The sequence below is a fragment of the Tardiphaga sp. 862_B3_N4_1 genome (assembly GCF_051811085.1).
GTDB classification, from domain to species: domain Bacteria; phylum Pseudomonadota; class Alphaproteobacteria; order Rhizobiales; family Xanthobacteraceae; genus Tardiphaga; species Tardiphaga robiniae.
The window spans coordinates 924063-949876 of record NZ_JBPWQB010000001.1; the positions used below are offsets into that span (position 1 = coordinate 924063).

At 61.2% G+C, this 25814-nt stretch carries 25 protein-coding genes and 1 tRNA gene; 20 read left to right on the forward strand and 6 right to left on the reverse strand.

Going from position 1 to position 25814, the window contains the following annotated elements:
• Nucleotides 1–8 precede the first annotated feature (8 nt).
• Genes AB8B02_RS04305 through AB8B02_RS04325 form a run of 5 tightly spaced genes read left to right on the forward strand, consistent with a single transcriptional unit; the run spans nt 9 to nt 4602 of the window.
• Nucleotides 9–1145 (forward strand): ABC transporter ATP-binding protein, encoded by a 1137-nt coding sequence (locus AB8B02_RS04305; RefSeq protein WP_439063223.1) that lies wholly within the window; start codon nt 9–11, stop codon nt 1143–1145.
• Nucleotides 1142–2161 (forward strand): Gfo/Idh/MocA family protein, encoded by a 1020-nt coding sequence (locus AB8B02_RS04310; RefSeq protein ID WP_439063224.1) that lies wholly within the window; start codon nt 1142–1144, stop codon nt 2159–2161. The genes AB8B02_RS04305 and AB8B02_RS04310 overlap by 4 nt, the downstream gene beginning before the upstream one ends.
• On the forward strand, nt 2158–2841 hold the full coding sequence (locus tag AB8B02_RS04315) for a GntR family transcriptional regulator (protein ID WP_093760894.1): 684 nt from the start codon (nt 2158–2160) through the stop codon (nt 2839–2841). Before AB8B02_RS04310 ends, AB8B02_RS04315 begins: the two co-directional genes overlap by 4 nt.
• Nucleotides 2842–2887: 46 nt before the next feature.
• Nucleotides 2888–3673, forward strand: coding sequence for an SDR family oxidoreductase (locus AB8B02_RS04320; RefSeq protein WP_439063225.1), 786 nt, complete (start codon nt 2888–2890; stop codon nt 3671–3673).
• Between the two features lie 11 nt (nt 3674–3684).
• On the forward strand, nt 3685–4602 hold the full coding sequence (locus AB8B02_RS04325) for a dihydrodipicolinate synthase family protein (protein WP_439063226.1): 918 nt from the start codon (nt 3685–3687) through the stop codon (nt 4600–4602).
• Between the two features lie 495 nt (nt 4603–5097).
• Here AB8B02_RS04325 and AB8B02_RS04330 read toward each other — a convergent pair whose 3' ends face one another.
• Nucleotides 5098–5916: an enoyl-CoA hydratase-related protein gene (locus AB8B02_RS04330; RefSeq protein WP_439064584.1), complete on the reverse strand. Its 819-nt coding sequence runs from the start codon at nt 5914–5916 to the stop codon at nt 5098–5100.
• A gap of 299 nt (nt 5917–6215) precedes the next feature.
• On the opposite strand from AB8B02_RS04330, the gene AB8B02_RS04335 reads away from it, so the two are divergent.
• The 6 genes from AB8B02_RS04335 to AB8B02_RS04360 all read left to right on the forward strand — a co-directional run bounded on the left by AB8B02_RS04335 (nt 6216) and on the right by AB8B02_RS04360 (nt 12659).
• A complete protein-coding gene (locus AB8B02_RS04335; RefSeq protein WP_309946839.1) occupies nt 6216–7082 on the forward strand; it encodes an AraC family transcriptional regulator in 867 nt (288 codons plus the stop codon).
• Nucleotides 7083–7208: 126 nt separating this feature from the next.
• Nucleotides 7209–8417, forward strand: a complete 1209-nt coding sequence (locus AB8B02_RS04340; RefSeq protein WP_439063227.1) for a CaiB/BaiF CoA transferase family protein — start codon at nt 7209–7211, stop codon at nt 8415–8417.
• Nucleotide 8418: 1 nt separating this feature from the next.
• Nucleotides 8419–9159, forward strand: coding sequence for an SDR family NAD(P)-dependent oxidoreductase (locus AB8B02_RS04345; protein WP_089267535.1), 741 nt, complete (start codon nt 8419–8421; stop codon nt 9157–9159).
• Nucleotides 9159–9803, forward strand: a complete 645-nt coding sequence (locus AB8B02_RS04350; RefSeq protein ID WP_439063228.1) for a glutathione S-transferase family protein — start codon at nt 9159–9161, stop codon at nt 9801–9803. Before AB8B02_RS04345 ends, AB8B02_RS04350 begins: the two co-directional genes overlap by 1 nt.
• A 159-nt stretch (nt 9804–9962) precedes the next feature.
• The gene (locus AB8B02_RS04355; protein ID WP_089267534.1) at nt 9963–10946 is read left to right on the forward strand and encodes a Bug family tripartite tricarboxylate transporter substrate binding protein; all 984 of its coding nucleotides are present in this window, start codon (nt 9963–9965) and stop codon (nt 10944–10946) included.
• Between the two features lie 513 nt (nt 10947–11459).
• Nucleotides 11460–12659: an ABC transporter substrate-binding protein gene (locus AB8B02_RS04360; RefSeq protein ID WP_120288900.1), complete on the forward strand. Its 1200-nt coding sequence runs from the start codon at nt 11460–11462 to the stop codon at nt 12657–12659.
• A 45-nt stretch (nt 12660–12704) separates the two neighbouring features.
• On the opposite strand, the gene AB8B02_RS04365 is transcribed toward AB8B02_RS04360, so the two are convergent.
• Nucleotides 12705–13244: a winged helix-turn-helix transcriptional regulator gene (locus AB8B02_RS04365; protein ID WP_309946831.1), complete on the reverse strand. Its 540-nt coding sequence runs from the start codon at nt 13242–13244 to the stop codon at nt 12705–12707.
• 181 nt (nt 13245–13425) lie between these two features.
• Here AB8B02_RS04365 and AB8B02_RS04370 point away from each other — a divergent pair, with 181 nt between their 5' ends.
• The 8 genes from AB8B02_RS04370 (at nt 13426) to AB8B02_RS04405 (ending at nt 21866) form a co-directional block, all read left to right on the forward strand.
• Nucleotides 13426–14064: a 2-hydroxychromene-2-carboxylate isomerase gene (locus AB8B02_RS04370; protein ID WP_439063229.1), complete on the forward strand. Its 639-nt coding sequence runs from the start codon at nt 13426–13428 to the stop codon at nt 14062–14064.
• 61 nt (nt 14065–14125) lie between these two features.
• Entirely contained in the window at nt 14126–15688 is a 1563-nt protein-coding gene (locus AB8B02_RS04375; protein WP_439063230.1) for a class I adenylate-forming enzyme family protein, read from the forward strand.
• Nucleotides 15689–15730: 42 nt separating this feature from the next.
• Nucleotides 15731–16474 (forward strand): SDR family NAD(P)-dependent oxidoreductase, encoded by a 744-nt coding sequence (locus AB8B02_RS04380; protein ID WP_439063231.1) that lies wholly within the window; start codon nt 15731–15733, stop codon nt 16472–16474.
• 6 nt (nt 16475–16480) lie between these two features.
• Entirely contained in the window at nt 16481–17662 is a 1182-nt protein-coding gene (locus AB8B02_RS04385; protein WP_439063232.1) for an acyl-CoA dehydrogenase family protein, read from the forward strand.
• Between the two features lie 21 nt (nt 17663–17683).
• The gene (locus AB8B02_RS04390) at nt 17684–18814 is read left to right on the forward strand and encodes an acyl-CoA dehydrogenase family protein (protein WP_439063233.1); all 1131 of its coding nucleotides are present in this window, start codon (nt 17684–17686) and stop codon (nt 18812–18814) included.
• 41 nt (nt 18815–18855) lie between these two features.
• Nucleotides 18856–20043 (forward strand): acetyl-CoA C-acyltransferase, encoded by a 1188-nt coding sequence (locus AB8B02_RS04395; protein ID WP_439063234.1) that lies wholly within the window; start codon nt 18856–18858, stop codon nt 20041–20043.
• Between the two features lie 37 nt (nt 20044–20080).
• Nucleotides 20081–21088 carry an NAD(P)H-dependent flavin oxidoreductase gene (locus AB8B02_RS04400; RefSeq protein ID WP_231081176.1) on the forward strand — a complete coding sequence of 336 codons (1008 nt, stop codon included), beginning with the start codon at nt 20081–20083 and terminating at the stop codon, nt 21086–21088.
• Nucleotides 21089–21098: 10 nt separating this feature from the next.
• Nucleotides 21099–21866, forward strand: coding sequence for an enoyl-CoA hydratase (locus AB8B02_RS04405; RefSeq protein ID WP_439063235.1), 768 nt, complete (start codon nt 21099–21101; stop codon nt 21864–21866).
• A 140-nt stretch (nt 21867–22006) separates the two neighbouring features.
• Here the strand turns inward: AB8B02_RS04405 and AB8B02_RS04410 are convergent.
• The 3 genes from AB8B02_RS04410 to AB8B02_RS04420 all read right to left on the reverse strand — a co-directional run bounded on the left by AB8B02_RS04410 (nt 22007) and on the right by AB8B02_RS04420 (nt 24233).
• A tRNA-Val gene (locus tag AB8B02_RS04410) sits at nt 22007–22081 on the reverse strand.
• Nucleotides 22082–22251: 170 nt separating this feature from the next.
• Nucleotides 22252–23514, reverse strand: coding sequence for a hypothetical protein (locus AB8B02_RS04415; protein ID WP_439063236.1), 1263 nt, complete (start codon nt 23512–23514; stop codon nt 22252–22254).
• Between the two features lie 134 nt (nt 23515–23648).
• Complete coding sequence (locus AB8B02_RS04420) at nt 23649–24233, reverse strand: DUF1134 domain-containing protein (protein ID WP_089267524.1); 585 nt, start codon at nt 24231–24233, stop codon at nt 23649–23651.
• Nucleotides 24234–24346: 113 nt separating this feature from the next.
• On the opposite strand from AB8B02_RS04420, the gene AB8B02_RS04425 reads away from it, so the two are divergent.
• On the forward strand, nt 24347–24841 hold the full coding sequence (locus AB8B02_RS04425) for a YHS domain-containing (seleno)protein (protein WP_176454721.1): 495 nt from the start codon (nt 24347–24349) through the stop codon (nt 24839–24841).
• A 7-nt stretch (nt 24842–24848) separates the two neighbouring features.
• Here AB8B02_RS04425 and cysQ read toward each other — a convergent pair whose 3' ends face one another.
• A complete protein-coding gene (cysQ, locus tag AB8B02_RS04430) occupies nt 24849–25685 on the reverse strand; it encodes a 3'(2'),5'-bisphosphate nucleotidase CysQ (RefSeq protein WP_439063237.1) in 837 nt (278 codons plus the stop codon).
• Between the last annotated feature and the right edge of the window lie 129 nt (nt 25686–25814).

Genomic DNA, 25814 nt, shown 5'->3' on the forward strand with positions numbered 1-25814 from the left:
AGGCAGCCATGGCCGTTGTCACCCTCGACAAACTCTCCAAACAATATGGGCCGACAGGTCCGGTGGTCGTTGACAAGGTCGATCTTCATATCGGCGACGGCGAATTCATGGTTCTGCTCGGGCCCTCAGGCTGCGGCAAGTCGACGACACTGCGCATGATCGCGGGCCTGGAAGAGATCAGCTCCGGCAAGCTCTCGATTGGCGATCGCGTAGTCAATCAGGTGCCGGCCAAGGATCGCGACATCGCGATGGTGTTTCAGTCCTATGCGCTCTATCCGCATATGAGCGTTGCGGACAATCTCGCCTTCGGCCTGCGCCGGCGCAATTTCGCCGCTGCCGAGATCGAACGCCGGGTGCAGGATGCGGCGAATATTCTTGGTCTGACGCCGCTGCTGACGCGCAAGCCCAGCGCGCTGTCCGGCGGCCAGCGCCAGCGTGTCGCACTCGGGCGCGCCATGGTGCGCGAGCCGATGGTGTTCCTATTCGACGAACCGCTGTCCAACCTCGACGCCGCGCTACGCGTCAACACCCGCAGCGAGATCATCAAGCAGCACAAGCGGCTGGGATCGACGATGATCTATGTGACCCACGACCAGGTCGAGGCCATGACCATGGGAACGCGGATCTGCGTCATGAATGCCGGTCGCGTTGCTCAGATCGGCGCGCCGCTCGACGTCTATTGGGAGCCGGCGGACACGTTCGTCGCCCGATTCCTGGGATCGCCACCGATGAATCTGGCGACGGCGGTTGTCGCTTCGGCCAATGAAAGCTCTGTGGCACGAAGCCAGAGCCTTGAGACGGCGCTGACGCGCTGGTCGCCTCAGTTATTGGGAAAGCTGGTAGACCAAAAAGTGACAATCGGCGTGCGCGCCGAGGATTTGCATATCAACAAGGCGGCGTTAGGCAGCGAGCCTGCGGGCCATGTGCGGGGGCGTACGATCGCGGTGGAGCCGTTGGGCGCGGAAACCTTGCTGTTGGTCGAAATCGAACCCGGCGTGGAGTGGACGGCGCGATTGCCGCGTCATGTGCCTGTCGCCATCGACGAGACCGTCGATCTGTATTTCCCGGTCAATGCGGTCTTCGTGTTTGACGCAACGACGGGCCGGGCCGTCATCGGCGAGAAGCGTCGGGATATCGGGCAATGAGCAAGCCGTTGCGGATCGGATTGATTGGTGCGGGGTGGGTCACGCAATATCATCTGCTGGCATGGCAGAAGCTCGCGGGGCGTGCCGTGGTCGTCGCGATCGCCGATCCCTCGTCGGAGAATGCTGCTGCGCGCGCCCGGCAGTTCGGTATCGCGCAATGCTTTTCGCGCGCGGAAGACATGCTGGCGGCATGTGAACTCGATGCGGTCGATATTGCTGCGCCGCGTGCCTTCCATGCGCCTTTGGTACGCCTCGTCGCCGATCGTGGTCTGCCGGTGCTTTGCCAGAAGCCGCTCGCCCCGACACTCGCAGAAGCCGAGGCGTTGGCTCGTGATGTCGAGGGTCGCATCCGGTTGATGGTGCATGAGAACTGGCGCTTTCGTGCATACTATCGCGATGCCGCATCCTGGATCAGGGACGGTCGTATCGGGGCGGTGACAGCTGCCCGTCTGACGCTGCTGACATCGGGCACGATTCCCGATGCAAACGGCCAATATCCTGCGATCGAGCGCCAGCCGTTCATGCGCGGCGAGTCCCGCATGCTGGTGGCTGAAGTGCTAATTCACCATCTCGATACTTTGCGCATGCTGCTAGGCCCGCTGGATGTGATCGCGGCGGCGCTGACCCAAACATGTCCGGATATTGCGGGTGAAGACGGTGCCGTGATCCAGATGCGATCCCGCGGCGGCGCCGGTGTGTCGTTGTTCGCGAGCTTTGCAGCTCATGGCGCGCCGATATCGCAGGCCGATCAACTCGAAATCCTTGGCACGATTGGCTCAATTCGGCTCGAAGGTACGCAGCTGAAGCTGACGGGCGCGCAAAGCGAGATCCGCGCCTACGATCTAGCTGCGACCTATCAGGGTTCCTACGATGCGACCATCGCGCATTTCATCGATGCGCTGCAAAGCAGAGCGCCTTTCGAGACCTCTCCCGCGGACAATCTGCAAACCCTACGCCTTGTCGAGGATTGCTACCGGTTGTCAGGGCGCGAAGCATCTCGAGGCAATGCCAGATGACCGTCACCAAAATTGCGTCGCGCGCCGATGAACAGGCCGAGATCATCCGACGTGTCGAAGAGGATATCATCTTTGGCCGATTACCGCCCGGCGCGCGGCTGATCGAAGACAACCTGATGGAACGCTATGGCGCCTCGCGGCACTTCGTGCGCCAGGCGCTGGTGCATCTCGAGCATACCGGCATCGTCCAGAGGGAGAAGAATGTGGGCGCGACGGTGCGTTCCTATTCGACGGCCGAGGTGAAGCAGATCTATGAAGTGCGCGAGATGCTCACGCGCCAGGCCGCACTGATGATCCCGTTGCCAGCCAAGGCGTCGCTGATCATGGAGCTCGAAGCCATTCAAGCAGAATATGTGCGGTATGCCGAGCGCGGCGATTTGCGCGGCATTCACGACACCAATGACGCGTTCCACATCGCTCTGTTTGCGGCGTGCGGAAACCCGTATCTGGTGCGATCGCTGCAGGATTACATGGGCCTGACACTGCCCATGCGTGCCAAGAACCTTGCCGATCACAACGGGCTGCAGGTGTCGATCCAGCAGCACGATATGATGATTTCACTGCTGCGTGGCAACGACAATTGGGCGCTATCGCAGCTCTGCGTCGAGCACATGCACTCCAGCAAGGCCGATTACCTGCAACGCGTGGCCGTGCCCGGCCCAAATCTAGGGCCGGACTGACAGGCCAACACGCATATCGATTCAGCATTTCGACAAAGGACAGGACATGGATCTCGGACTTCAGGGCAAGGTCGCGCTGGTGCTTGGCGCCGGTGGCGGCCTTGGAAGCGCTATCGCGAAGACGCTGGCGAGTGAAGGCGCGCGTGTCGCGCTTGCGGACATCGACGCGGCCGCGCTCGATCGTGTCGTCGCGGAGATCAAGCAGGATGGAGGCGACGCGATGGCCGCCGCTTTCGATCTGGCCGATCGTGCCGCGATGGATGCGCGCGTCAGTGCCATCGAGGCAGCGTTCGGCCCCATCGACATCCTTGTCCACAATACCGGTGGGCCGCCGCCGACGCCTGCTGCCGGGCAGGACCCGGAACTGTGGAGCAGGAGCTTCGAGCAGATGGTGCTGTCGGTCATCACGCTGACCGATCGCGTATTGCCCGGCATGCGCGCCCGCAAATGGGGACGTATCGTGACATCGACATCGTCTGGCGTGGTGTCGCCGATTCCCAATCTCGGCATTTCGAATGCACTGCGATTGTCACTCGTGGGCTGGTCGAAGACGCTGGCCCGCGAAGTTGGACGTGACGGCATCACAGCCAATATCGTGCTTCCAGGCCGGGTTGCCACCAGTCGCATCCGTTTCCTGGACGAGCAGAAGGCAAAGCGTGAAAGCCGCTCCGTCGAGGACGTGTCTGCGGAGAGCACCGCCAGTATTCCTGCCGGCCGTTATGGTGAGCCACAAGAATATGCTGATGTGGTCGCCTTTCTCGCCAGCACCCGCGCATCTTACGTCAACGGCTCGGTCATCCGCGTCGATGGTGGTCTCATTACTAGCATCTGAAGGATCAAATCATGGCTCTCGACGCAACCGCCTCTGGCGTCTTCCCAATCGCCCCCACCCCGTTTCATCCCGATGGTCGTCTTGATGAGGCCTCGCTCGGCACATTGATCGACGGATACCTCAAGGCTGGCTCAACCGGCGTCACGGTGCTTGGCATCATGGGTGAGGCGCCGAAGCTCGAGCCCGAGGAATCGATCGCGATTGCTAAGCATTTCGTGAAGGGCTTCGGAAAACTGCCGGTGATCGTCGGCGTTTCGGCACCCGGATTCGCCGCGATGCGTGCGCTGTCGCGGACTGTGATGGAGAACGGTGCGGCGGGTGTGATGATTGCTCCGGTGCCGAGCCTGCGCACGGACGATCAGATCATAGGCTATTATCGTCAGGCTATTGAGGCAATCGGCGCCGACATTCCGTTCGTGATCCAGGACTATCCTTTGACACTGTCGGTGCAGATGACGCCGAAAGTCATCCGCCAGATCGTCCAGGAGAACCCGTCCTGCGTCATGCTCAAGCATGAAGATTGGCCGGGTCTTGAAAAGATATCGACGCTGCGTGCGTTCCAGGCTGAAGGGTCGTTGCGGCCGATCTCGATTCTGACCGGGAATGGCGGACTGTTCCTCGATTTTGAAATGGAGCGCGGCGCAGACGGCGCGATGACCGGCTACGCGTTCCCTGACATGCTCGTCGAGCTGGTCAAGCTGCAGAAGGCCGGCAAGCGCGACGAGGCGCATGATCTGTTCGATGCGCACTTGCCGCTCTTGCGATACGAGCAGCAGCAGGGCGTTGGCCTTGCCGTGCGGAAGTATGTGATGATGAAGCGCGGGTTTCTGGCGTCGGACGCCCAACGCAAGCCCGGTTCCGCACTGTCAGCGAAGGCGCGCGAGGAGATCGATTACATGCTGCATCGCCTACAGCGCGCGGTAGCGTAAGCGCCCACGAGCGAACGTCAGCTCCCGGCGCAAAGCGGACATCGTTGACCCACGAAATCTCCCTCGTGGCATCGTTGCCGCTCGGATGGCCGCACAGCATCAACACGTTGGTTTCAACTAGCGATAGCCTGCCGTGCGATTAATTCTTGGCGATTGTAAGCTGGACCCATACTTCATTGCTCGCGACGTCGGTCGCGGCTCTGGTGTAGGTCTACATCGTCGCACATCCTCGGTATCAGCGTCGAACTCGCGGTGGTGTACAGTTAGATGTGGAAGAGCGGTGAACAGGTGAACGAAAAGTGGTCGGCGTCAAATGACGTAGTGCACGCCGTGCCAGTTATGAGCGTCGTCGAGTTTTGCGGTCTCGACGTGAATATACGTGCAGATCTTGCATAGGTAGACTCTCACCTCGACCCCGTCGTCGTATTTGCAGTGTCGATCTAAAGACATCTGGTAACGGCATCTCAGGCAACGCGTATTGTCTGCCATCTGCGCTCACCGAAACACCGCTGGACGCTTCTCGACGAACGCTCTGACGGCTTCGCGATGCTCCTCGGTCTGCGCGGAGCGGACCAGCCGCTCGGCCTCCTTGTCTAGCGATGCGGCAAAGCCGACGTTTTGCACCTCGTCCAGGTTGTCTTTCATGGCGCTGTAGGCCTTTGTGGGTCCATTCGCCAATTTCAACGCGATCATGAACGCCTCCTCGGCAAGCCTGTCGGCGGCCACGATCCGATTGAATAATCCCATAGTTTCGCAGCGTTGTGCATCGACTCTGTCGGGCAACAACATCAGTTCTCTTGCGCGGGCGGCTCCCACCGTTCGCGTGAGTAGCCAGGCGATGCCGTAGTCGCCGCTCAGCCCGAGTCTGGCATAGGCCGTACTGACGAATGCTTGCTCAGCTGCGATGCGGATATCGCAGGCCAATGCGAGCGAGAGGCCTGCGCCTGCAGCCGCACCGGGAAGGGCCGCGACCGTCGGCTTCCGCATCTCGAACAGCGCGCCGGTCAAAGTGCGTTGACGTTCGATCAGGCGCGTTACTTTCTGACCAAAGGTTAGTTCGTCTGTGCTGCTGCGGTCGCCCATGCCTTTCACATCGCCACCCGCGCAGAAAGCCTCGCCGGCGCCGGTGATCAGCACCGCGCGTATGCCATTGTCGGTCGAGCAGTATGCGATCATCCGGCGCAGGGCGGGTGTGAGTTTGTCCGACAGCGCATTGCGGGCCGCCGGGCGATTGAGCGTGATCACGGCGACCCGACGGTCGATATGACAAAGCAATTCGTCCGTTCCCGTTTCGACCGAAACCGGCGTCAAGATCGTCATGAAGAGTCCCCCCGTCGTGCACTGTTCGAAAATTGACAGTTCTAAAATAGAACTATAATCTTCGGGCAAGAGGCTGCAAGGCAGGATCGTCTCCGCTTGAGCCGATTGTCAAAGACGGTCAGCTGAATGACCGTCGGGAGGAAATAGATGCGCGGTCTGTCCGCGAAGTCCGATGGACTTCCGACGGAGCGATGTTGTGCCCGGTCGCGTGGAAACAGCATCCTCATCTCGAGCCATCCAGGCGTTGCGGTTGCCGAGCGAGTTGTGCATCGACGCGCAGGGGAGACAGTCGCATGAGCAATGTATCCGAGAATGGAGAATTCATCAGGATCGTCGGCGGTCGCGTGCTGTCTAACACCGTCGTCCGCACGCCCGTAATCCGGATTGAAAGCTTCCGCAGGGACGTGTCGAAGCAGGTTCAATGGCATTTCAAGCAGCCAGAACTAGCGCTCTTCTTCTATAGGAGGGGTGCGCGGAAGCTGCGCGGCAAGATGGATGGTCAGTCGTTCGACCAGCAACTTGCCGGCAACTTGGCCGTCTATCCGGCTGGCTTGGAGATCGACGGCGAATTCACCGTCACATCGGCAAAGTCGGATTATACAGTCGTGTTCTTCGACCAGACGTTCATATCGGAACGACTTCCAAGCTTTGCGGCAGCGCCGAGACTGGGGTTCGATAACCCCGCAATCGCCTTCGGACTGGAAGAACTGTGCAGCGAGCCGCATCATGACGACGATGTCTATGCGATGATGGCAGAGGGGTGGGCAATCCAGACACTCGCTGTTCTAAAGCGGTTGAGCGGCACCAAGACGCCGCTTGGCAACCGAGGTGGTCTCACCCAGTGCAATCTTAAAAGGATCTCCGAGTTCGTCGAGGAAAACCTCGGTCGGTCGATCGGATTGATGGAGATGGCTTCGCTGGTCGGATTGAGCACTCGACATTTCATTAGGGCATTTTCCGAAAGTACCGGCGATACCCCGCATCAGTATGTCATCGGTCGGCGCATTGAGCGCGCCAAATACCTTCTTATTAGTGAGAAGTGTTCGCTGACGGAAATTGGCCTTGCAGTTGGCTTCAGCCATTCGCAACATTTCACGACGAAATTCAAACAGCACACTGGTCTTTGTCCGTCGGGCTTTCGCGCCGCGGTGCGGCATTAGCAAAGTCGGAAAGCAATGTCGCTTTCACGTAGATCCGGCACTATCTGGCAAGCCTGGTCGCCCGCGTTCTTCTAACAGATCCACTCAACGGTGCGTCGTGCGCCGAATGCAGTGGGAATGGAACGCATGCCAGGGCCTCTTTTGGGAGTTCGCGTACTTGATCTGACCAGCGTCGTGTCGGGTCCATTTGCAACCATGTTCTTGGCGGACCAGGGCGCTGAGGTCATCAAGATCGAGCCGCTGGGCGGTGACATCACGCGCCGCAGCCGGGCCGCCATCGACAAGGCCGGGCAGTTCTCGGCGCTGTTCATCTCGTCGAACCGAGGCAAGCGCTCGATCTCGCTCGATATCAAAAGCGAAGCCGGTGCGCGGATTGTCAAGAAGCTCATCGCCCAGTCCGATGTCCTCGTGCAGAACTTTCGCCCGGGTACGATGGAGCGTCTCGGGTTGGGAGCCAACGAACTCCGGGCGCAATATCCGCGCCTCATCTACGTTTCGATCAGCGGGGTTGGTGAAACCGGGCCGTACGCCAAGAAACGCGTCTACGATCCGATCGTTCAGGGGCTATCGGGTTTCGCCGACATCCAGTCGCAGGCCGGCACCAACCGACCTCAGATGATACGGACCATCGTCGCGGACAAGACGACGGCAGTGCTGACGGCACAGGCCGTGTCCTCGGCGCTCTATGCGCGCGAGAAGACTGGACGCGGCGATCACATTCGGGTCGCGATGCTGGACGCCATGCTGTCGTTCCTGTGGCCTGAAGGCATGATGCAACACACCGTCGTCGGCGCGGAGGCCTCGTCGCCGGATCCTAATGATCGCCCCGATCTGATCTTCAAGACCGCGGACGGCTATATCACCGCAGGCACGATCTCGGATTCCGAGTGGCAGGGCTTCTGCCGCGCCACCGACGACCCTGAGCTCGTCAAGGACGAGAGGTTCGCGACGCCTGCGGGGCGCTCGGTCAATGCCACCGCGCGCATCAACAAGATGCAGGAATACATCGCCACCCGGACCACGGCCGAATGGCTTGCCAGGCTGGACGCCGCGGACGTGCCATGTGCACCGGTGCTGCGCCGTAGCGAGATCGTCGCCAACGAGCAGGTGGTGGCGCGCGGCATCATCCAAGAGTTGGAGCAGCCGTCCGTCGGCCGCGTCCGTCAGCCGAAACCGGCGGCCCGGTTCGAAGAGCGCCCGGCGGCCATCGGCGGGCCGGCACCACGCATTGGCGAGCATAGTCGGGAGATCCTGCGAGATCTTGGCTTCGACGATGCGGCAATCACCGAGATGACCCTGTCGAAGGTCGTCCGAATTGAAGGCGAGGGACGTTGACATGACTGACAAGAAGCAGGTGGCGCTCCTGGTGGGAGCGGGGGATGCAATTGGTGCGGCCGTCGCACGGCGATTTGCACAGGGGGGATACGCGATCTGTATCGCGCGGCGCGATGCTGAAAAGTCTGCGGGCCTGGTCGAGGAGCTGCGCGCGCAGGGCCACGATGTCCACGCCAGATCGATCGACGCCCGAAACGAGGAGGAGGTGCAGCGGCTGTTCCAGACGGTGGAAGATGAGATGGGCCCCATCGCGGTGTGCCTGTTCAATGCCGGATCCAATGTGCAGAAGCCACTGCTCGAAACGACCGGGAAGCTGTTCTTCAAGGCCTGGGAACTAGCCTGCTATGCCGGCTTCCTGGTGGGACGTGAGGCAGCGAAGCATATGGTGCCGCGCGGCGCCGGCACGATGCTGTTCACCGGCGCGACGGCCAGCATGCGCGGCGGCAGCGGCTTTGCCGCTTTCTCGGCAGCGAAATTCGGTCTGCGGGCCGTTGCGCAGGCCATGGCGCGAGAGCTCGGACCGAAGAACATCCACGTCGTGCACCTGCTGATCGATGCCGGCGTCGACAGTGAGGCGATCCATGAGCGGATGAGGAGCCGTGGCCTGGATCCTGCCGCCCGTCAGCCCGACAGCCTCACCACGACGGCGTCGATTGCGGAAGCCTATTGGTTCGCCCATGCGCAGAAGCGAGACGGATGGACGCATGAGCTCGATCTTCGGCCGGCTGCGGAGAAATGGTGATGAACCCGGAACTCGTGTTGTGGGGCGTTGGCACCAGCCGGACCATCCGACCTCACTGGGCGCTTCATGAATTGAAGCTTCCCTATACCCGAAAGCCGATCCTGCCGCGGACGGGGGAGACCGAAACGCCGGAATATACGGCCCTCAATCCCCGGCAAAAGGTGCCGCTGTTGCAGGACCACACGCTCGTCATCGGCGAGAGCGCTGCGATCATCGCCTATCTAGCCAAGACCTATCCCGACCAGGCCGCCTCCCTCATTCCGAAAGACTCCGAGACTTACGCGAAGTGGCTCGAATGGTGTTTCTTCATCGTCACCGAGCTGGATTCCACGAGCCTGTACGTCATGAGGCGGCATGGGCAGATCAAGGGACTGTCTCACATCTATGGTGATGCACCGGGCGTTGTCGCCCAGGCTGCGGAGTATTTCAGGAAGCAGTTGAAGCACGTCGATGCGGCGCTGTCCGACGGGCGGGAATATCTCCTGGGTGAACAGTTCACCACCGCAGACATCCTGCTGACCACGTGTCTGACCTGGGCCATCGATTATCAGGTAGCGATCTGCGACAGCGCGACGCCCTATCTCGACCGTGTGCTGAATCGCTCCGCCTATCGGGATGCCTCGGCGGCCAACAAGCCGGGCTGATCGCTCCAACAAGACCGGGCGGCGTTGCAGCCGTAACACCGGCGACGCTGGCCGCGCGTAAGCGAAATTGCGCCGGTCTCAAGACGACGATCCGCAGCCGAACAGGCCTCAATGACGCGGACGGAAAAATGACGACGCCTATCAGAGGGAGGATGAAGAATGAAAATAACGCGCCGGTCTTTCTTGGCCGCAACGGCGTCCACCGTTGCAGTCCCGTCGATCGCACGATCGGCGGCGGACACCTGGCCGCAGCGACCGATCAGGATCGTCGTCGGCTTCGCCCCGGGCGGACAGACCGACGTCTATGCGCGGATGTATGCCGAGTTCATCGGAAGCCAGACCGGCGTGCCAGTGATCGTCGAGAACAAGACCGGCGCGCTCGGTTCGATTGCCGGGGCCGAGGTCAAGCGGGCAGTGCCGGACGGCTATACCATCCTGTTCAATACGTCTGGCGCGATGACCGTGAACCGCGTGCTGGTCAAAGATCTTGCCTACGACACGGATAAGGATTTTCAGCTGGTTTCGGCGATGCCGACGGGTGGACTGCCGCTCATCATGCGCAAGCAGCTGGGCATCACCGACCTCGACGGCGTCGTTCGTCATGCACGCGCGACGGGGCGCATGACGCTCGGAACGTTCGGGGTCGGCTCACCTCCGCACCTCACGATCCTCGCGCTCAACAAGCAATATGGCCTGAACATCGAGCCGATCCACTACCGTGGTGAGGCACCGATGTTCACCGATATGCTGGCACAGACGGTCGACGGCGGTGTCGGTACGATCGTCGGCGCGCAGCCGGTCCTGCAGAGCGGGTCGGGTGCAGTCGTCGCTGTGCCGCGCAAGCGGCTCACGACCTTTCCGGAAGTCAGGACGTTTGCCGAGCAGGGGGCGGATTCGCCGCTGTTCGGTCTGCTGACCTATCAATGCTGCGCGGTGCCCACCGGTACGCCAACGGCCATTGTCGAACGCCTGTCGGATCTCATCATGCGGGCGGCGCAGACCGAAAAGGTCAGGACGATGTTCCAGACGTTTGGAATCGATGAAGGACCGATGTCGATGCAGGCGACGCGCGAGCTCTATGCGCGGGAAGCGCCAGTCTGGATCGAGCTTGCAAGGCAAGCGATTGCAGATCGAAAAACCTAGCGGCGACGTCGCGTCAGCTCGCCACTTGCGCGGCGGTCATTTTGCGATTGACAAGTTCTTTAAAAGAACTGACCTTGATCACCAAGGTCGCTGACCAATAATTGCGATCAAATGATTGCATGCCGCCGCGATCATTGCGGCGAGCCAGGGGAGGATATGATGCGCCGGATCACGACAGCGTTGATGGTTTGCGATCCCAACGGCGGTGCATGCCGCGCGCGGCACCACGTGGCGCGGTGATCGGTGCCGGTGGAATCGCGCGTCATCGGCCCATCGATCGATAGCCAAACTCATTTCGAGGGCTGCCGGGTTTGAACGACGCAGCAGCGCCGGGCTTGGCCGGTCTCTGCCCTGACGAGCCACGGCACCTCGGGGATGGCCGATCCGGGCGCTTGTCGCTGTCACCGATGGGCATGTGCAGGGCTGTTTCGCTCGGCGACGTTGGCGAGAGCTCTTCATTCGAGAATTTTAAATGGCAGGCAGTCAAGCTTGCGGCACTGGAGGGAGCGGACAATGATGAGAAGAATGTTTGTTGGCGTTGCAATGGCAGCGACACTGTTCGGACTGCAGGCGCGAGCCGAGACAGTCGGCGTCACGGATACCGAAATCAAAATCGGTGCGACCTTTCCGTTCAGCGGACCTGCGTCGCCCTTGAGCAATACCGGCAAGGGGCTCATTGCCTATGTCAACTCGATCAACGATCGCGGCGGCATCGGCGGCAAAAAGATCAATCTCATTACCTATGACGACGCCTATAGCCCGCCGAAAACGGTCGAACAAACGCGCAAGCTGGTTGAGAGCGACGAGGTTGCGTTCCTGTTCGGCCCGCAGGGCACGCCTGGAATTGGAGCGACGATCAAATACGTCAACGCGAAGAAGGTCCCGCACCTGTTCGTGGTGAGCGGCGTCAACAAGTTCACGAACTTCAAAGAATTCCCGATGACGACGACGGGCCTGCCCAGCTACGACACCGAGGGAAAGATCTACGCCAAATATATCTCGAAGGTGCTGCCGGATGCGAAGATCGCGCTATTGTATCAGAACGACGATCTCGGCAAGGACTTCCTCGCGGCGTTTAAGGCGTATTTCAAGGACGCTTTCGACAAGAAGGTCGTGGCATCCGCATATGAACTGAGTGAGCCCACCATCGACTCCCATGTGGTGAATCTGAAAGCCTCGGGCGCGGCAGCGTTCCTGGTTGCCGGCACGCCGAAATTCGCCGCGCAGGCGATCAAGAAAGCGTCCGAAATAGGCTGGAAGCCGCTGTTCCTGATCAACTACGTCTCAAGCTCGGTCTCGTCGACAATCGTGCCTGCAGGACCCGACAAGGCGATCGGTATCGTCGCGGCGACCATCGCAAAGGATCCGAGCGACAGCAAATGGGCGGATGATCCCGGGGTCCAGTGGTACAAAGCCCACTTCGCGAAATATCTGCCCGGTGCCGACATTGGCGATGCGAACTATGTGTATGGCACGGAGCAGGGCCAGATACTGGAGCAGGTTCTGAAACAATGCGCTGGCGATTATTCCCGCGAGAATATCGTGAAGCAGGCACGCAATATTCGGGGCCTGTCCCTGCCGACGTTGATGCCGGGAATTACTATCAATACCGGACCGCAGAACAGCATGGCCTATACCCAGCTTCAGCTGCAGCGCTGGAACGGGAATTCCTGGGACCAGTTCGGCGGTCTTCTGGACGCGAGCTCGGAGTAACGCAGTCGTCGCCAAGTCCGGCTTGTTCTTCGTCCGGACTTGGCCTCAGGCGCGTTTTGCCCTGGAAGCGGTGGCTTTCGGCGCCTGCACTTTAACCTGTGTCTTGGCAATCTGCGTCCTCGGCATTGCCGTTTCGCGAGCGCCAGGCCCCGGATGGACGTGGACTTCCTTCGCAAGCACCGGCTCGCCGCATTCCGAGCAGATCATGAGCGGATCGAAGTGCTTGCCGCATGACTTGTGCTCGTGAAGCATCGGTCGCCCCCGCGAGTCGACCATGTGGATGTTACCCCAATGAACGACCGACATGATGATCGGGTAAAGGTCCAGTCCCTTCTGGGTCAAAATATACTCGTATCGCTTGGGTGCATCCATATAGGGAATGCGCCGGAGCACACCGAATCGAACCAGCTTCTTGAGGCGGTCGGCGAGCAGGTGCCGTGTAATTCCCAGCGATGTCTGGAAGGCGTCGAAGCGACGCTTGCGCAGGAAGCATTCGCGCAAAATCATAAGCGTCCAGCGGTCGCCAATCACCGCGACGGTGCGGGCCAGCGAACACGGCTCTTCCTCAAGCGAATCCCATTTCATCCCACGTCTCCGGCATTCCCCATTCCGCGCATTCTATTTTGGCATGGACCTCAAAACAATACCGTTGTCGCCGTTCCAGTTTCAAAGCAGGTTTCGCCGTTGACAGTTCTAAAATAGAACTCTAGCGTTCGGTCGGGGCGGACATTTGATCGTGCCCATCAAGATAAAAGGGGAGGCGCCGTTGACCGATCGATCACAGCCGGAATTCCATTTCGATTTCGGCAGCCCGAACGCCTATCTCGCCGAAGCCGCACTCCCGGGTATCGAGCAACGCACCAAGGTCAAATTTCAATATATTCCGGTCCTGCTGGGCGGGATTTACAAAGCTACCGGTAATATGTCGCCTGCGGAGTCGTTGCGCGGCATCAAGAACAAGCCTGAATATCAGAGGCTGGAGTCCGAGCGCTTCATCCGGCGCCACGGTATCACCAAGTTCAACAGCAATCCGTTCTTTCCGGTCAACACGCTTATGCTCATGCGCGGCGCTGTCGCGGCTAAGTTCGAAGGTGTGTTCGATCCGTATTTTAGGGCGGCCTATCACCATATGTGGGAAGAGCCGAAGAAGATGGACGACCCCGAAGTCTTCGCCGCGGCCTTCAAATCCTCCGGCATCGACATCGACAGGTTGATCGCGCGAGCGCAGCAGGACGACGTCAAGCAGAAACTCATCAAGGACACGAATGACGCGGTTGCTCGCGGGTCGTTCGGGTCGCCGACGTTCTTCGTCGGCAACGAGATATTCTTCGGCAAGGACAGTCTCAGGGATGTGGAAGAGGCGATCGTTCAGCAGGCTTCTGTCCTGAAAACGAGGACGGCCTAGGTTACCTGACCATACAATCCAGAAGCTGCGACCAAGCGGCTCTTTTCCCGGGAGGACGAAGATGTTGAAGACGGTCGACACCGATCAGGCGGCGCGCATACTCTCCGCGTTGCCGCGCCGCATCGATCACGTCATAGACCGACATGCCGCCGAGACGCCCGATCGCATAGCGCTGATCGAGGACAGTGGCAGCCTGTCCTATGGTGAGTTGCGCGAGGCCGTCGGCACCGTTGCTCGGGATCTCACCAAGCTCGGCATGAGGCCGGGCGACCGCCTGATGATCGTCAGCGAAAACAGCATTCCACTCGCTGTACTTCTGCTCGCGGCAAGTCGCCTCGATGTCTGGGCGATCGTCGTCAATCCGCGGCTGTCCGCTCGGGAATTGGATCAGATCAGGGATCACAGCGGGGCGCGCCGCGTTCTTCTGACAACCGGCGTGTCCAAGGAAGCGGCGAGTCATGCCGCGCGGTATGAAGCCCAAGCGCATCTGATCGGCCCGCTATCCGAGGTGGCCGTGACCGCCCTCAATGAGGGTACGTCACCTGAGCCCGTCGAGGACAGTCCGAAGGATCAGATCGCCGTTCTCATCTATACGTCCGGTACGACCGGCACGCCGAAGGGCGTGATGCTGACGCACGAAAACCTGCTCTTCAGCGCCAAGACCACAGCGGACATCCGCCGCATGACTCCTGCCGACAAGCAGTACATCGTGCTGCCGATTTCGCATATCGTTGGCATTTCGTTGTTGGTGATGACGTTGATGACGGGCGCGTCCGTCCGATTGGCAAGCAAGTATGATCCGGCTGCGTTGGCCAAGGCGATCTCTGACGAAGGCATCACGATTCTGAACGGCGTGCCGGCGACCTATCAGCGATTGCTGGAATACAAATCGATCGCCGGCTTGAGCAAGCTCGATCCGGGCTCTTTGCGCCTCATTGCGGTCGCAGGTGCGCCGCTCGATCTGGATTTGAAGTCGCGCGTGGAGCGGGAACTCGGGCTCTCACTATTGAATGGCTATGGCATCACTGAATGTTCGCCCGGGCTATCTGGCGTACGCATTGATGCGCCGCGCGATGATCAGGCGGTTGGCCCTCTGCTCCCAGGTATCGAGGCGAAGATTCTGAGTCTCGACGGGGCGTTCAAGCCTCCCGGCGAGGTCGGTGAGCTTCATGTCCGAGGCCGGAATGTGATGCGCGGCTATTACCGGGCGCCGGATCTCACCGCGAAAGCGATTGATCCGGACGGCTGGTTCAATACCGGAGATCTGGCACGCTTCGAGGGCGATTGTCTCTTCATTGTCGGCCGTACCAAGGAAATGATCATCCGGTCGGGATTCAACGTTTACCCCGCCGAGATCGAAGCGGTGTTGAGTACGCATGCCTCGGTTGTGCAGTGCGCGGTGGTGGGGCGCCCGGTGGACGGTAACGAAGAGGTCGTCGCCTTTGTGCAGCTTCTTCAGGGGACCGAGACAACGGCCTCCGATCTGATGGCGCATGTCGGGCCTCAGCTCACATCCTACAAGCGCCCATCGGAAATCATCGTTCTGCCGGCGCTGCCGGCCACATCCACGGGCAAGATTCTCAAGCACAAGCTGGCGGAATCGCTGCGCAGCCAGGCAGATTGAGGCGACATTCGTCGCGACGTACTCGTATCCAGGAGAATCTAGGTGAAAAAGCGCAATGCAACGGTCGCCGTCGTCGGCGCAGGTGACTTCATCGGCGGCGAGATCGCTAAGAAATTCGCTGCCGAAGGCTTCACGGTGTTCGTGGGCCGGCGCCAGGGTGAGAAGCTGGGGCCGCTGATCAAGGAGATTGAGGCTGCCGGTGGGACCGTGTTCGGACGGGCTCTCGATGCGCGCAAGGAAGACGAGATGGTGAAATTCATCTCCGATGCCGACGCTCATGCCCCTTTGGAGGTGTGCGTTTTCAATATCGGCGCAAACGTCAATTTTCCGATCGTCGAGACCACGGAGCGCGTGTTTCGCAAAGTCTGGGAGATGGCGTGCTATTCGGGATTCCTCGCTGGACGCGAGGCAGCGCGGGCAATGCTGGCACGCGGCAAGGGGAACATCTTCTTCACCGGAGCGACGGCAAGCCTGCGCGGCGGCAACGGTTTCGCAGCCTTCGCGAGCGCCAAATTCGGTCTCCGAGCCGTCGCGCAATCAATGGCCCGGGAACTCGGGCCAAAGAACATTCATGTCGCGCACCTGATCATCGACTCCAGCGTGGACACGGAATGGGTGCGGCAGCTGATCACCAGCCGCGAAGGGCCGCAGGCAATGGAAAACCTCGATCCGAACCGGCTCATGCGGCCGGCGGCGGTCGCCGAGGCATACTGGTCCCTCTACCAGCAACCGCGCGACGCATGGACCTTCGAGCATGAGATTCGTCCATTCGGCGAGAAGTGGTAGCTCGCCATGGAGCTCAACCTTTCGGCCGAAGATGCGGCATTCCGTAACGAGGCTCGGTCCTTCATAGCGGAAAACTACCCGAAGGAAATGCGTGTCGCGAATCCCGAGACGGATCTCACAAAAGAGCAATCGCTCCTTTGGCACAGGATCCTCCATCAGAAGGGCTGGATCGCGCCGCTTTGGCCGAAGGAATATGGCGGCCCCGGTTGGTCGCTGACCCAGCGCTTCATCTGGGAGCAGGAGACCTCGCGTGCGGGAACGCTTCCGCCGCTCGCCTTCAGCGTGACCATGGTCGGCCCGGTCATCTACACCTTCGGGACGGAGGCGCAGAAGGCGAGGTTCCTGCCGCGCATATTGTCGGGCGAGGACTGGTGGTGCCAGGGTTACTCGGAGCCGGGGTCGGGGTCGGATCTAGCTTCCGTCAGGACCAAGGCGGTTCGCGACGGCGATCACTACGTCGTCAACGGGCACAAGACATGGACTACTCTCGCGCAGCACGCGGACTGGATCTTCTGTCTCGTCCGCACCGATCCGTCCGCAAAGCCCCAGGCGGGCATCTCCTTCCTGTTGATCGACATGAAGACGCCCGGCGTCACCGTGCGCCCGATCATCACCATCGACGGCTCGCACGAGGTCAACGACGTCTTCCTTGAGGACGTGCGGGTGCCGATCGAGAATCTGATCGGCGAGGAGAACAAGGGCTGGACCTACGCAAAATTCCTCCTCGGCAACGAACGCACCAGTATGGCTGGTATCGGTCGTTCGACCCGGTACCTGCGGCGACTCAAGGACATCGTCAGGGCTGAAATTCCCGAGGACGATCCGAGTTTCGCGGAGTTCATCCGTGAGATCGCCCGTGTCGAATTGGATGTGCTGGCCCTCGAAGCGACGGAATTGAGGGTCGTCGCGCAGATGTCGCGCGGTATCGATCCCGGCCCGGCCGCATCGCTCTTCAAGATCAGAGGCACCGAGATATTCCAGCGCATTACCGACCTCACGCACCGCGCGACGGGCAACTATGGCGTCGCTCTTCGGGAGCATCCCGTCAGCGGTAACCGTTTCATGCCCGGGCCTGACTATGGGCATACGTCGGCGGAAAAATACCTCAACTCGCGCAAGCTCAGCATCTACGGCGGATCCAACGAGATTCAACGCAACATCATCGCGAAAGCCGTGCTCGGTCTTTGACCCGCACCAGGAGAGGCGCCCATGGACATCGAACTGACCGAAGACCAGGAATTGCTCCGCAACAGCATGCAACGTTTCCTGAAGGATGAATACGGCTTCGATGACCGAGCGAAGATCGTCGCGGGCGAAGATGGTTGGAGTCGCGCGGTGTGGGCAAAGTTCGCCGACCTCGGTCTTCTGGCGGCACCGTTCGCGGAGGAATATGGCGGCCTCGGGAACGGCCCGCTGACGACCATGATCGTTATGCAGGAGTTCGGCCGCAGCCTCGTCGTCGAGCCATATTTCGAGACGGTCGTGCTGGCGGGAGGGCTAATCGAGGCATTGGGGACCGACGACCAACGCGGGGAATTGCTCGCCGAGATCGCAGCGGGCGAGGCGACGTGGGCGTTGGCCTGGGCCGAACCGGGATCTCGATACAACCTCAACAAGGTATCGGTGTCTGCGGACCGAAGTGGTGATGACTACGTCCTGTCGGGAACGAAAGCCGCCGTGATCGGAGCCCCGTGGGCAGACCGATTGATCGTCTCCGCAAGGACGTCCGGCCGGGACGGCGATCGCGATGGCGTGTCCCTCTTCATCGTCGACAGTCGAGCGGCCGGTCTGCACATGCAAGGCTACCGGACGATCGACGGCAGGCGGGCCGCCGAGATCATGCTGAAGGATGTCCGAGTCCCGGCGAGCAACCTGCTCGGACGCGAAGGCCTGGGTGTTGCTGCACTCGAAAACTGCCGCGACCGGGCCATAGGCGGATTGTGTGCCGAGGCCATAGGCGCGATGACCGAATTGAACGGGGCGACACTCGACTACAGCAAGACCCGCAAGCAGTTCGGGGTGACGCTCGGATCATTTCAGGTGCTGCAGCACCGGATGGTCGATATGTTCATCGCACTGCAGGAAGCCGTCTCACTCATGCAGCATCTGACCCTGACGCTGGCGTCCAACGACGCCCATGTCACGAAGCTCGCCTCCGGTGCGAAGACAAAGGTCGGATATGCTGCGCGCTTCATCGGCGAACAGGCGATCCAGCTGCACGGTGGCATGGGCATGAGCGACGAGCTCAAGGTCGGTCACTATTTCAAGCGTATCGGCGCCATCGACATCCAGTTCGGCGACCCCGCTTTCCATCTGATGCGATTCGCCCGCGCCGCATGACGCGCGGTCACGCCCGTCCCATCCAGCCAAGGAAATAATAAATGACCGAAGCCGTAATCGTATCGACCGCCCGCACCCCGATCGGAAAGGCCTACAAGGGCGCGCTCAACAATACCGAAGGTGCGACCATGATGGGACACGCCATTTCGGCGGCGCTCACCCGCGCGAACATCATAGGCGGAGAGGTCGAGGACGTGGTGATGGGGTGCGCCATGCAGCAGGGCACGACGGGATCGAACATCGCCCGCAAGGCTCTGCTTCGCGCCGGTCTTCCTGTCACGGTCGCCGGCACCACCATCGACAGACAGTGTGCGTCGGGGCTTCAGGCGATCGCGCTTGCCGCCCGGTCGGTGATCTTCGACGGCGTAGAGGTCGCGGTCGGCGGAGGCGGTGAATCCATTAGCCTCGTCCAGAACGAACATATGAACCAGTGGCACGCGGTTGACCCAGAGCTGCTGGCGATCAAAGGCGACGCTTACATCGCAATGCTGGATACGGCCGAAAACGTCGCAAAACGCTACAACATCTCTCGGGACGCGCAGGACGAATACAGTCTCGAAAGTCAGCGCCGCACCGCAGCCGCGCAGCAGGCCGGCCGCTTCAATGACGAACTGGCGCCGATCAAGACGACGATGGTCGTGACTAACAAGGAGACCGGCGCCATCTCCTACAACGAGATCACGCTCTCGGCGGACGAGGGCCCGCGTCCTGACACGACCGCCGAGGGACTGGCCAAAGTCAAGCCGGCGAAAGGGCCGGGCTACTCCATCACTGGCGGCAACGCGAGCCAGCTATCGGACGGTGCCAGCGCCACCGTTATCATGAGCGACAAGCTCGCCGCCCAAAAGGGCCTAAAGCCGCTTGGCATCTTCCGCGGCTTTGTGTCGGCGGGCTGCGAGCCCGACGAGATGGGAATCGGCCCGATCTTCGCAGTGCCTCGCCTTCTCAAGCGCCATGGTCTCACGATCGACGACATCGACCTTTGGGAATTGAACGAGGCATTCGCGGTCCAGGTTATCTACTGCCGCGACAAGCTCGGCATTGATCCCGAGAAGCTCAACGTCAACGGCGGCTCCATCGCGGTCGGTCACCCCTATGGCATGACCGGCGCGCGACTGACGGGGCATGCGTTGATCGAGGGGCGTCGTCGCAAGGCGAAGTACGCGGTGGTCACGATGTGCGTCGGTGGCGGGATGGGCGCAGCGGGTTTGCTCGAAATCGTTCACTGATAATAAGAAACCTAAACAGCGAGAGTCGGAGACGATCATGAGAACTGCGATCACAGACCTGTTCGGGATCGAACATCCCATCATTCAGGGCGGCATGCACTATGTAGGCTTTGCCGAACTCGCCGCGGCCGTCTCGAATGCCGGTGGCCTGGGCATCATCACCGGATTGACGCAGAGAACGCCCGAGAACCTCGCGAAGGAAATCGCGCGCTGTCACGACATGACCGACAAACCGTTCGGCGTGAACCTGACATTTCTTCCGACGTTCGACGCGCCGCCCTATCCAGAATACATCGCCGCCATTAAGGAAGGCGGCATCAAGGCGGTGGAGACCGCAGGTCGAAGCCCTGAGCAATATATGCCAGCCCTGAAAGAGGCGGGGATCAAGGTCATCCACAAGTGCACTTCCGTTCGCCATTCGTTGAAGGCGGAGAAGATCGGTTGCGATGCCGTCAGCGTCGACGGCTTCGAATGCGGCGGCCATCCCGGCGAAGACGACATGCCAAACATGATTCTGCTGCCGCGCGCTGCCGAAGAGCTGAAGATCCCGTTCGTTGCATCGGGAGGGATGGCCGACGCGCGTAGTCTGGTTGCGGTGCTCGCGATGGGCGCTGCGGGCATGAACATGGGCACCCGGTTCGTGGCGACCAAAGAGGCGCCCGTTCATCAGAACGTCAAGGATGCGATTGTGAAGGCGTCAGAACTCGACACCCGTCTGGTGATGCGCTCGCTCAGGAATACCGAGCGCGTTCTCAATAACGCCGGAGTCGAGCGGCTGCTCGCAACCGAACGAGCTAAGGGTGACTCATTGGTCATCGGCGACATCATCAATGAAGTGGCGGGCGTGTATCCGAAAGTCATGGTCGACGGTGACATGGACGCCGGCGCCTGGAGCTGCGGCATGGTTGCGGGCCTCATCAACGACATCCCGACCGTCAAGGAACTGATCGATCGCATCATGGCGGACGCCGAAAGCATCATCCGCCAGCGCTTGACCGGTTTTCTCGACGCCTCTGCCCGCGAACCCCTGCGCGCCGCAAGCTGAGGACGATGGCATGACGGATCATTTGAAGACGGATGTCGTCGATGGCGTGATGACGCTCACGATCTCGCGTCCCGAAAAGAAGAACGCGCTGACTGGCGCGATGTACGACGCGATGTCGGAAGGCCTCGAACGCGCCGAAAGGGATCCTGCCGTCAAGGTCGTTCTGTTTCAGGGCGACGGCGACAGCTTCACCTCCGGCAACGACTTGGCGGACTTTGCCGCCCCGTCCACGGCAAACGAAACCACTGACAGTCCCGCGTTTCGCTTTATCGGCAATTTAGCAAGGGCGACCAAGCCGCTCGTCGCGGCCGTCCAGGGAAACGCCGTTGGTGTCGGAACCACGATGCTCCTGCATTGCGATCTGGTCTACCTGGCGGAGAATGCGCGCCTGATCACGCCTTTCGTCAACCTGGCGCTGGTGCCCGAAGCCGCGTCGAGTTGGTTGCTCCCTTCGCGGATCGGGCACGTGAGGGCGTATGCCATGTTCGCGTTGGGAGAGCCGATGGATGCGGTAACCGCACTTCAATGCGGACTTGCCAATGCCGTTGTCCCTATCGGCGATGTTCGTGCGAGGGCGGCGACCGCCGCCCTGACTTTGACGCAGCGTCCGACAGGCGCACTTCGCCATACAAAGCTTTTGATGCGGGAGCAGCAGGAAATGGTTGAAAGGATCGCTGAAGAGAGCGCTCTTTTCAAAGAGCGGCTTCAGAGCGCGGAAGCTCGCGAGGCCTTCTCTGCCTTTGCAGAGAAGCGAAAGCCCGATTTCACGAAAGTCTAACTTGGCGGCTAGAGAGCTGCGCCGGCCAATCCATGACGATGATCAAGCGCCGAAACGAGTGTGCCCCTGCTGTGCCCCAGCTTTTCCGGGGCACACTTCGAGGGAATAAGGCCGCTAAGTACTTGAATATACTGGAATAATGGTGGGCGCACAAGGGATCGAACCTTGGACCTCTCCCGTGTGAAGGGAACGCTCTCCCGCTGAGCTATGCGCCCGGGATGCCGTACAGACCAAAAGGCCGGGCGGTAATGGCCCGGCGGGGACTGACGTCAGTGGCGCGATTTAGGGAATAGGGGGCGGGGGTGTCAAGCGAACCCTGCCGCAAGTCAGCACAATAAGTCTCCCCATCCGGCCATGCGGGCGATCCGGGTTCCTGGCCCGCGATTTAGCCCGGCTGCGGAGCGCGGGAGGCGTGGGACTGCAGCGCCCGGATCCGGTCGGCGAGGGTGCTGTTGGGGGCGAAACCGGCGTCATTAGCCGGGCGCGGCTGGGCCGCGGGCGCTGGTTCGGCAGCCAAAATTGCCTCGATGGGCGAATTCGGCCCTTCCAGTGTCATGGCCATCTTGGCCACTTCGGCGGCGATGTCGTTGATGCGCTCGCGCAGCAGCGCGTTTTCCATGCGCTCGGTGGCCCATGCGCTCTCGGCCTGCTGATGGACGCCGTTGAGGTCGCGCTGCAGCTTGGCGCGCTCCTCGCGGGCGGCGGCGAGCTCGGTCTCCACGGCGGCCTTCTCGGCGCGCAGCTTCTCGAGAACAGGCGATCCCTTGGCGCCGTTCATGGCGGCGAGCTCGACGCGCAGGTCGCGCGCGATCTGTTCGGCGGCTTCATTGGCTTGGCGCAACTGGCTGTTCTCGAAATCGCGCTCGGCGAGGATCTTGGTCTGGGTCGAGAGCTGGCTCTCGAGATCAGTGACGCGGGCGCCGAGCTGTTCGGCTTCGCGCACCTGGATGGTGAGCTGCTGATCGAGATCAGTCACGCGCTGGCTGAGATTCTCGACGCGCGCGCGCGCCTCAGTGAGTTCGCGTGTTGCGGTGTCGGATTCGCCGCGCTGCAGCTCCAGCCGGTGCTGCGTATTGGCGAATTCCTTTTCGGCATCGCCGACACGGCCCTTCAATTCCTCGACCTGCGCACGCACGGCGATGAGCTCGACCTGGCGGGTGTCGGCCACCATGGAGCGGTCCGAGAGGTCGTGGTTCAGCCTGGCGAGTTCGGCCTGCTTGTTGCTCAATGCCTGTTCGGCGGCGCGCAACGCTTCCGTCTTGCTGGTGAAGTCGGCCTCGGTGAGGCCGAGCTTTTCCTTCACGGCGGCTTCACGGGCTTCCAGCGCGAAGATCGTGGCGTTCTTCTCGCCGAGCTCAAGCTTCATGCGGTTGATGGCGTCGGACTTCTTGCCGAGTTCGGCGAGCTGGCTGGTGGTCTTGTTCTTGAGCTGGTCGACGCTCATTTCCAGCCGGCGTGCTGCCATCGCGAATTCTGCGCGCAGCTGGTCCTTGTCAGCCTGGATTTCTGCCATCGACAGCGGCGTCGCGGCTTCGAGCCGGCGGGTGGTGAGGCGGACGGCGCGGTTATGCACCAGCGGCATGATCATCAGGCCGCAGAGCATCGAGATCAGAAAACCGATCGCCAGATACATGATCGGTTCAACCATGACGAATGCTCCCACGCTCTCAAAATGCAGCGGTTACCATGCCATGGCACCGCCGGCAAAGACAGCGTAACGCCTCGTTAACCTTTATTCAGCCGTTCAGAAGCGCTTGATCGCAGGACCGCGCGATCGAGGGCTTAGAACGGGTTCCAGGTCGCGCTGGGGGTATATTTGAGATAGCCGATATTGGCGCCGAGCCGCAGGCCGAGACCCGAACGGATCGGCACCAGGACGACGTTGTTGGCAGTCAGTGCCGTCATGCCGAAGCCGCCGATGATGTAGGCGGAGCCGTCGATACCGGCGAAGCGCTGATAGATCGCCTGGGTGGCCGGCAGGTTATAGACCAGCGTCATGGTGCGGGCGCCGTCGCCGCCCCAGTCGAAGCCGACCGAGGGACCCTGCCAGTAGACGCGCAGATCGCCGGCATTCTTCGTATAGAGCGTACCTTCGCCGTAACGCAGGCCCGCCACGATCGCGCCGCTGCCTTCCTCGCCCAGAATATAACCGTTCGGCAGCCCCCACTGGCTGACAGCCTTCTCGATCACCGAGGCGAGGCCGCGCGAGACATTGCCGAAAAACCGGTGTCCGGCCGTCATGAGTTCTTCGGACCGGTAGGTGTCCGGTGCGGCCTGGCCGCGCGGTGGTTGCTGCGCAGAAGCCGGCGAGAAGGCGAGCGTGAACGTGGCTAGCGCGACCGCTGCCAGGCGTGATGCGAAGGTCATGAAAAGAACCCCTGGTATTTCAAATTTGCGACCGCGGCTTTAACCGGATGCTGAGAAGCACGGTTTAACTCTGCAGTCATTGTCCCCGACTCCCTATACTATCGGTATCAACTATGACGGCACAACGGCGGGAATTGTCAGGCTGGAGCCGTGGAATTGCCTTGATTCTGCTGCTGGCGGCCGCTCTCGTCCCGGCGGGCGCGCAGGCTGCGACCAGCGAGCGCGTGGTCACTGACCGATATACGGGTCTCGCAATCAGCGGTTTCGATCCGGTGGCCTATTTCACCGAAGGCCGCCCGACGCTGGGGCAGCCGGACTTCGAAATGTCGGAGGAGGGCACGGTCTGGCGCTTCCGCAATGAGGGCAACCGCGCCTCTTTCGCCGCGCATCCGGACATCTACGGTCCGCAATTCGGTGGCTATGATCCCGTCGATGTCGCCCGCGGGGTCGCCTTCGCCGGCAATCCGCGTTTGTGGCTCATTACGGGCGAACGCCTTTACCTGTTCGGCCGGGAGGAAACCCGCGACGCCTTTGCTGCGGCACCGGCCAAATATCTGCCCGGCGCGCGCAAGCGCTGGCCGGGCGTGCAGGATATCCTGGCGAAATAATGCGGGTTCAGCCGCGCGCGCTCGCGGTGCTGTCACCCCAGGCGATGAATTCCGGCACGATGAAGTCTTCCCGGTTACCGCCGAAGCGAACCGCCTTGCCAAAGGTGTCGGTCACCTTGCCGCCTGCAGCCACCACCACGGCATGGCCGGCGGCCACATCCCACTCACAAGTCGGCGCCAGCCGTGGATAGATGTCGGCCTGGCCCTCGGCCACGCGACAGAATTTCAGCGCCGAGCCGAACTCCTGTCTGACAGCACCGGGGCGGCTGGCGATGAAAGCTTCGGTTCGCTGGTCGCCATGGGAGCGGCTGACCGCTGCGGTCCATGCCGCGCCCGGAGCAGGCGCAGCGCGGGTCTGGATCGGTGTGACCTTGCGGATGGACAGGTCTGGTGCGAGTTCGACACGCTCGGCGCCGCGTCCAACCAGCCCGCGCCAGATCAGCCCGAGGGCAGGGGCACCGACAATACCCAGCAGCGGAGTGCCATCGACGATCAATGCAATATTGACGGTGAACTCCTGACGGCCGGCGACGAATTCCTTGGTGCCGTCGAGCGGGTCGATCAGGAACAGTGTGCCGGCATAGGGGGGTGTGGCGAGGTGGAGGCGCTCTTCGGACAGCGACGGGATGCCCGGAAACAGCCGCGCCAGTCCTTCGCCGATGACATGGTCGGCCGCGAGATCGGCTTCGGTCACAGGCGAGCCGTCGGCCTTGCCATCCACGGTCATGACATTGCGGTTGACCTTGAGGATGGCGGCGCCGGCCTGTGCGGCGAGCTCGGTCAGCGGCTCCATCAGGGTGGCAGCCCGCGCGGCATCCATGCGAGGTCGCGAATCATCCGTCATCGACTAGCCTTCATCCCCTGCATGTCATCCCCGTTCATTTCTACACGCGCCTGTTGCACCGGTGGACTGTGCCAGCCTTGTTGTGGTCGCGCCACCATCTGCGGTGTATCTAACCGTAAAGCAAATGCT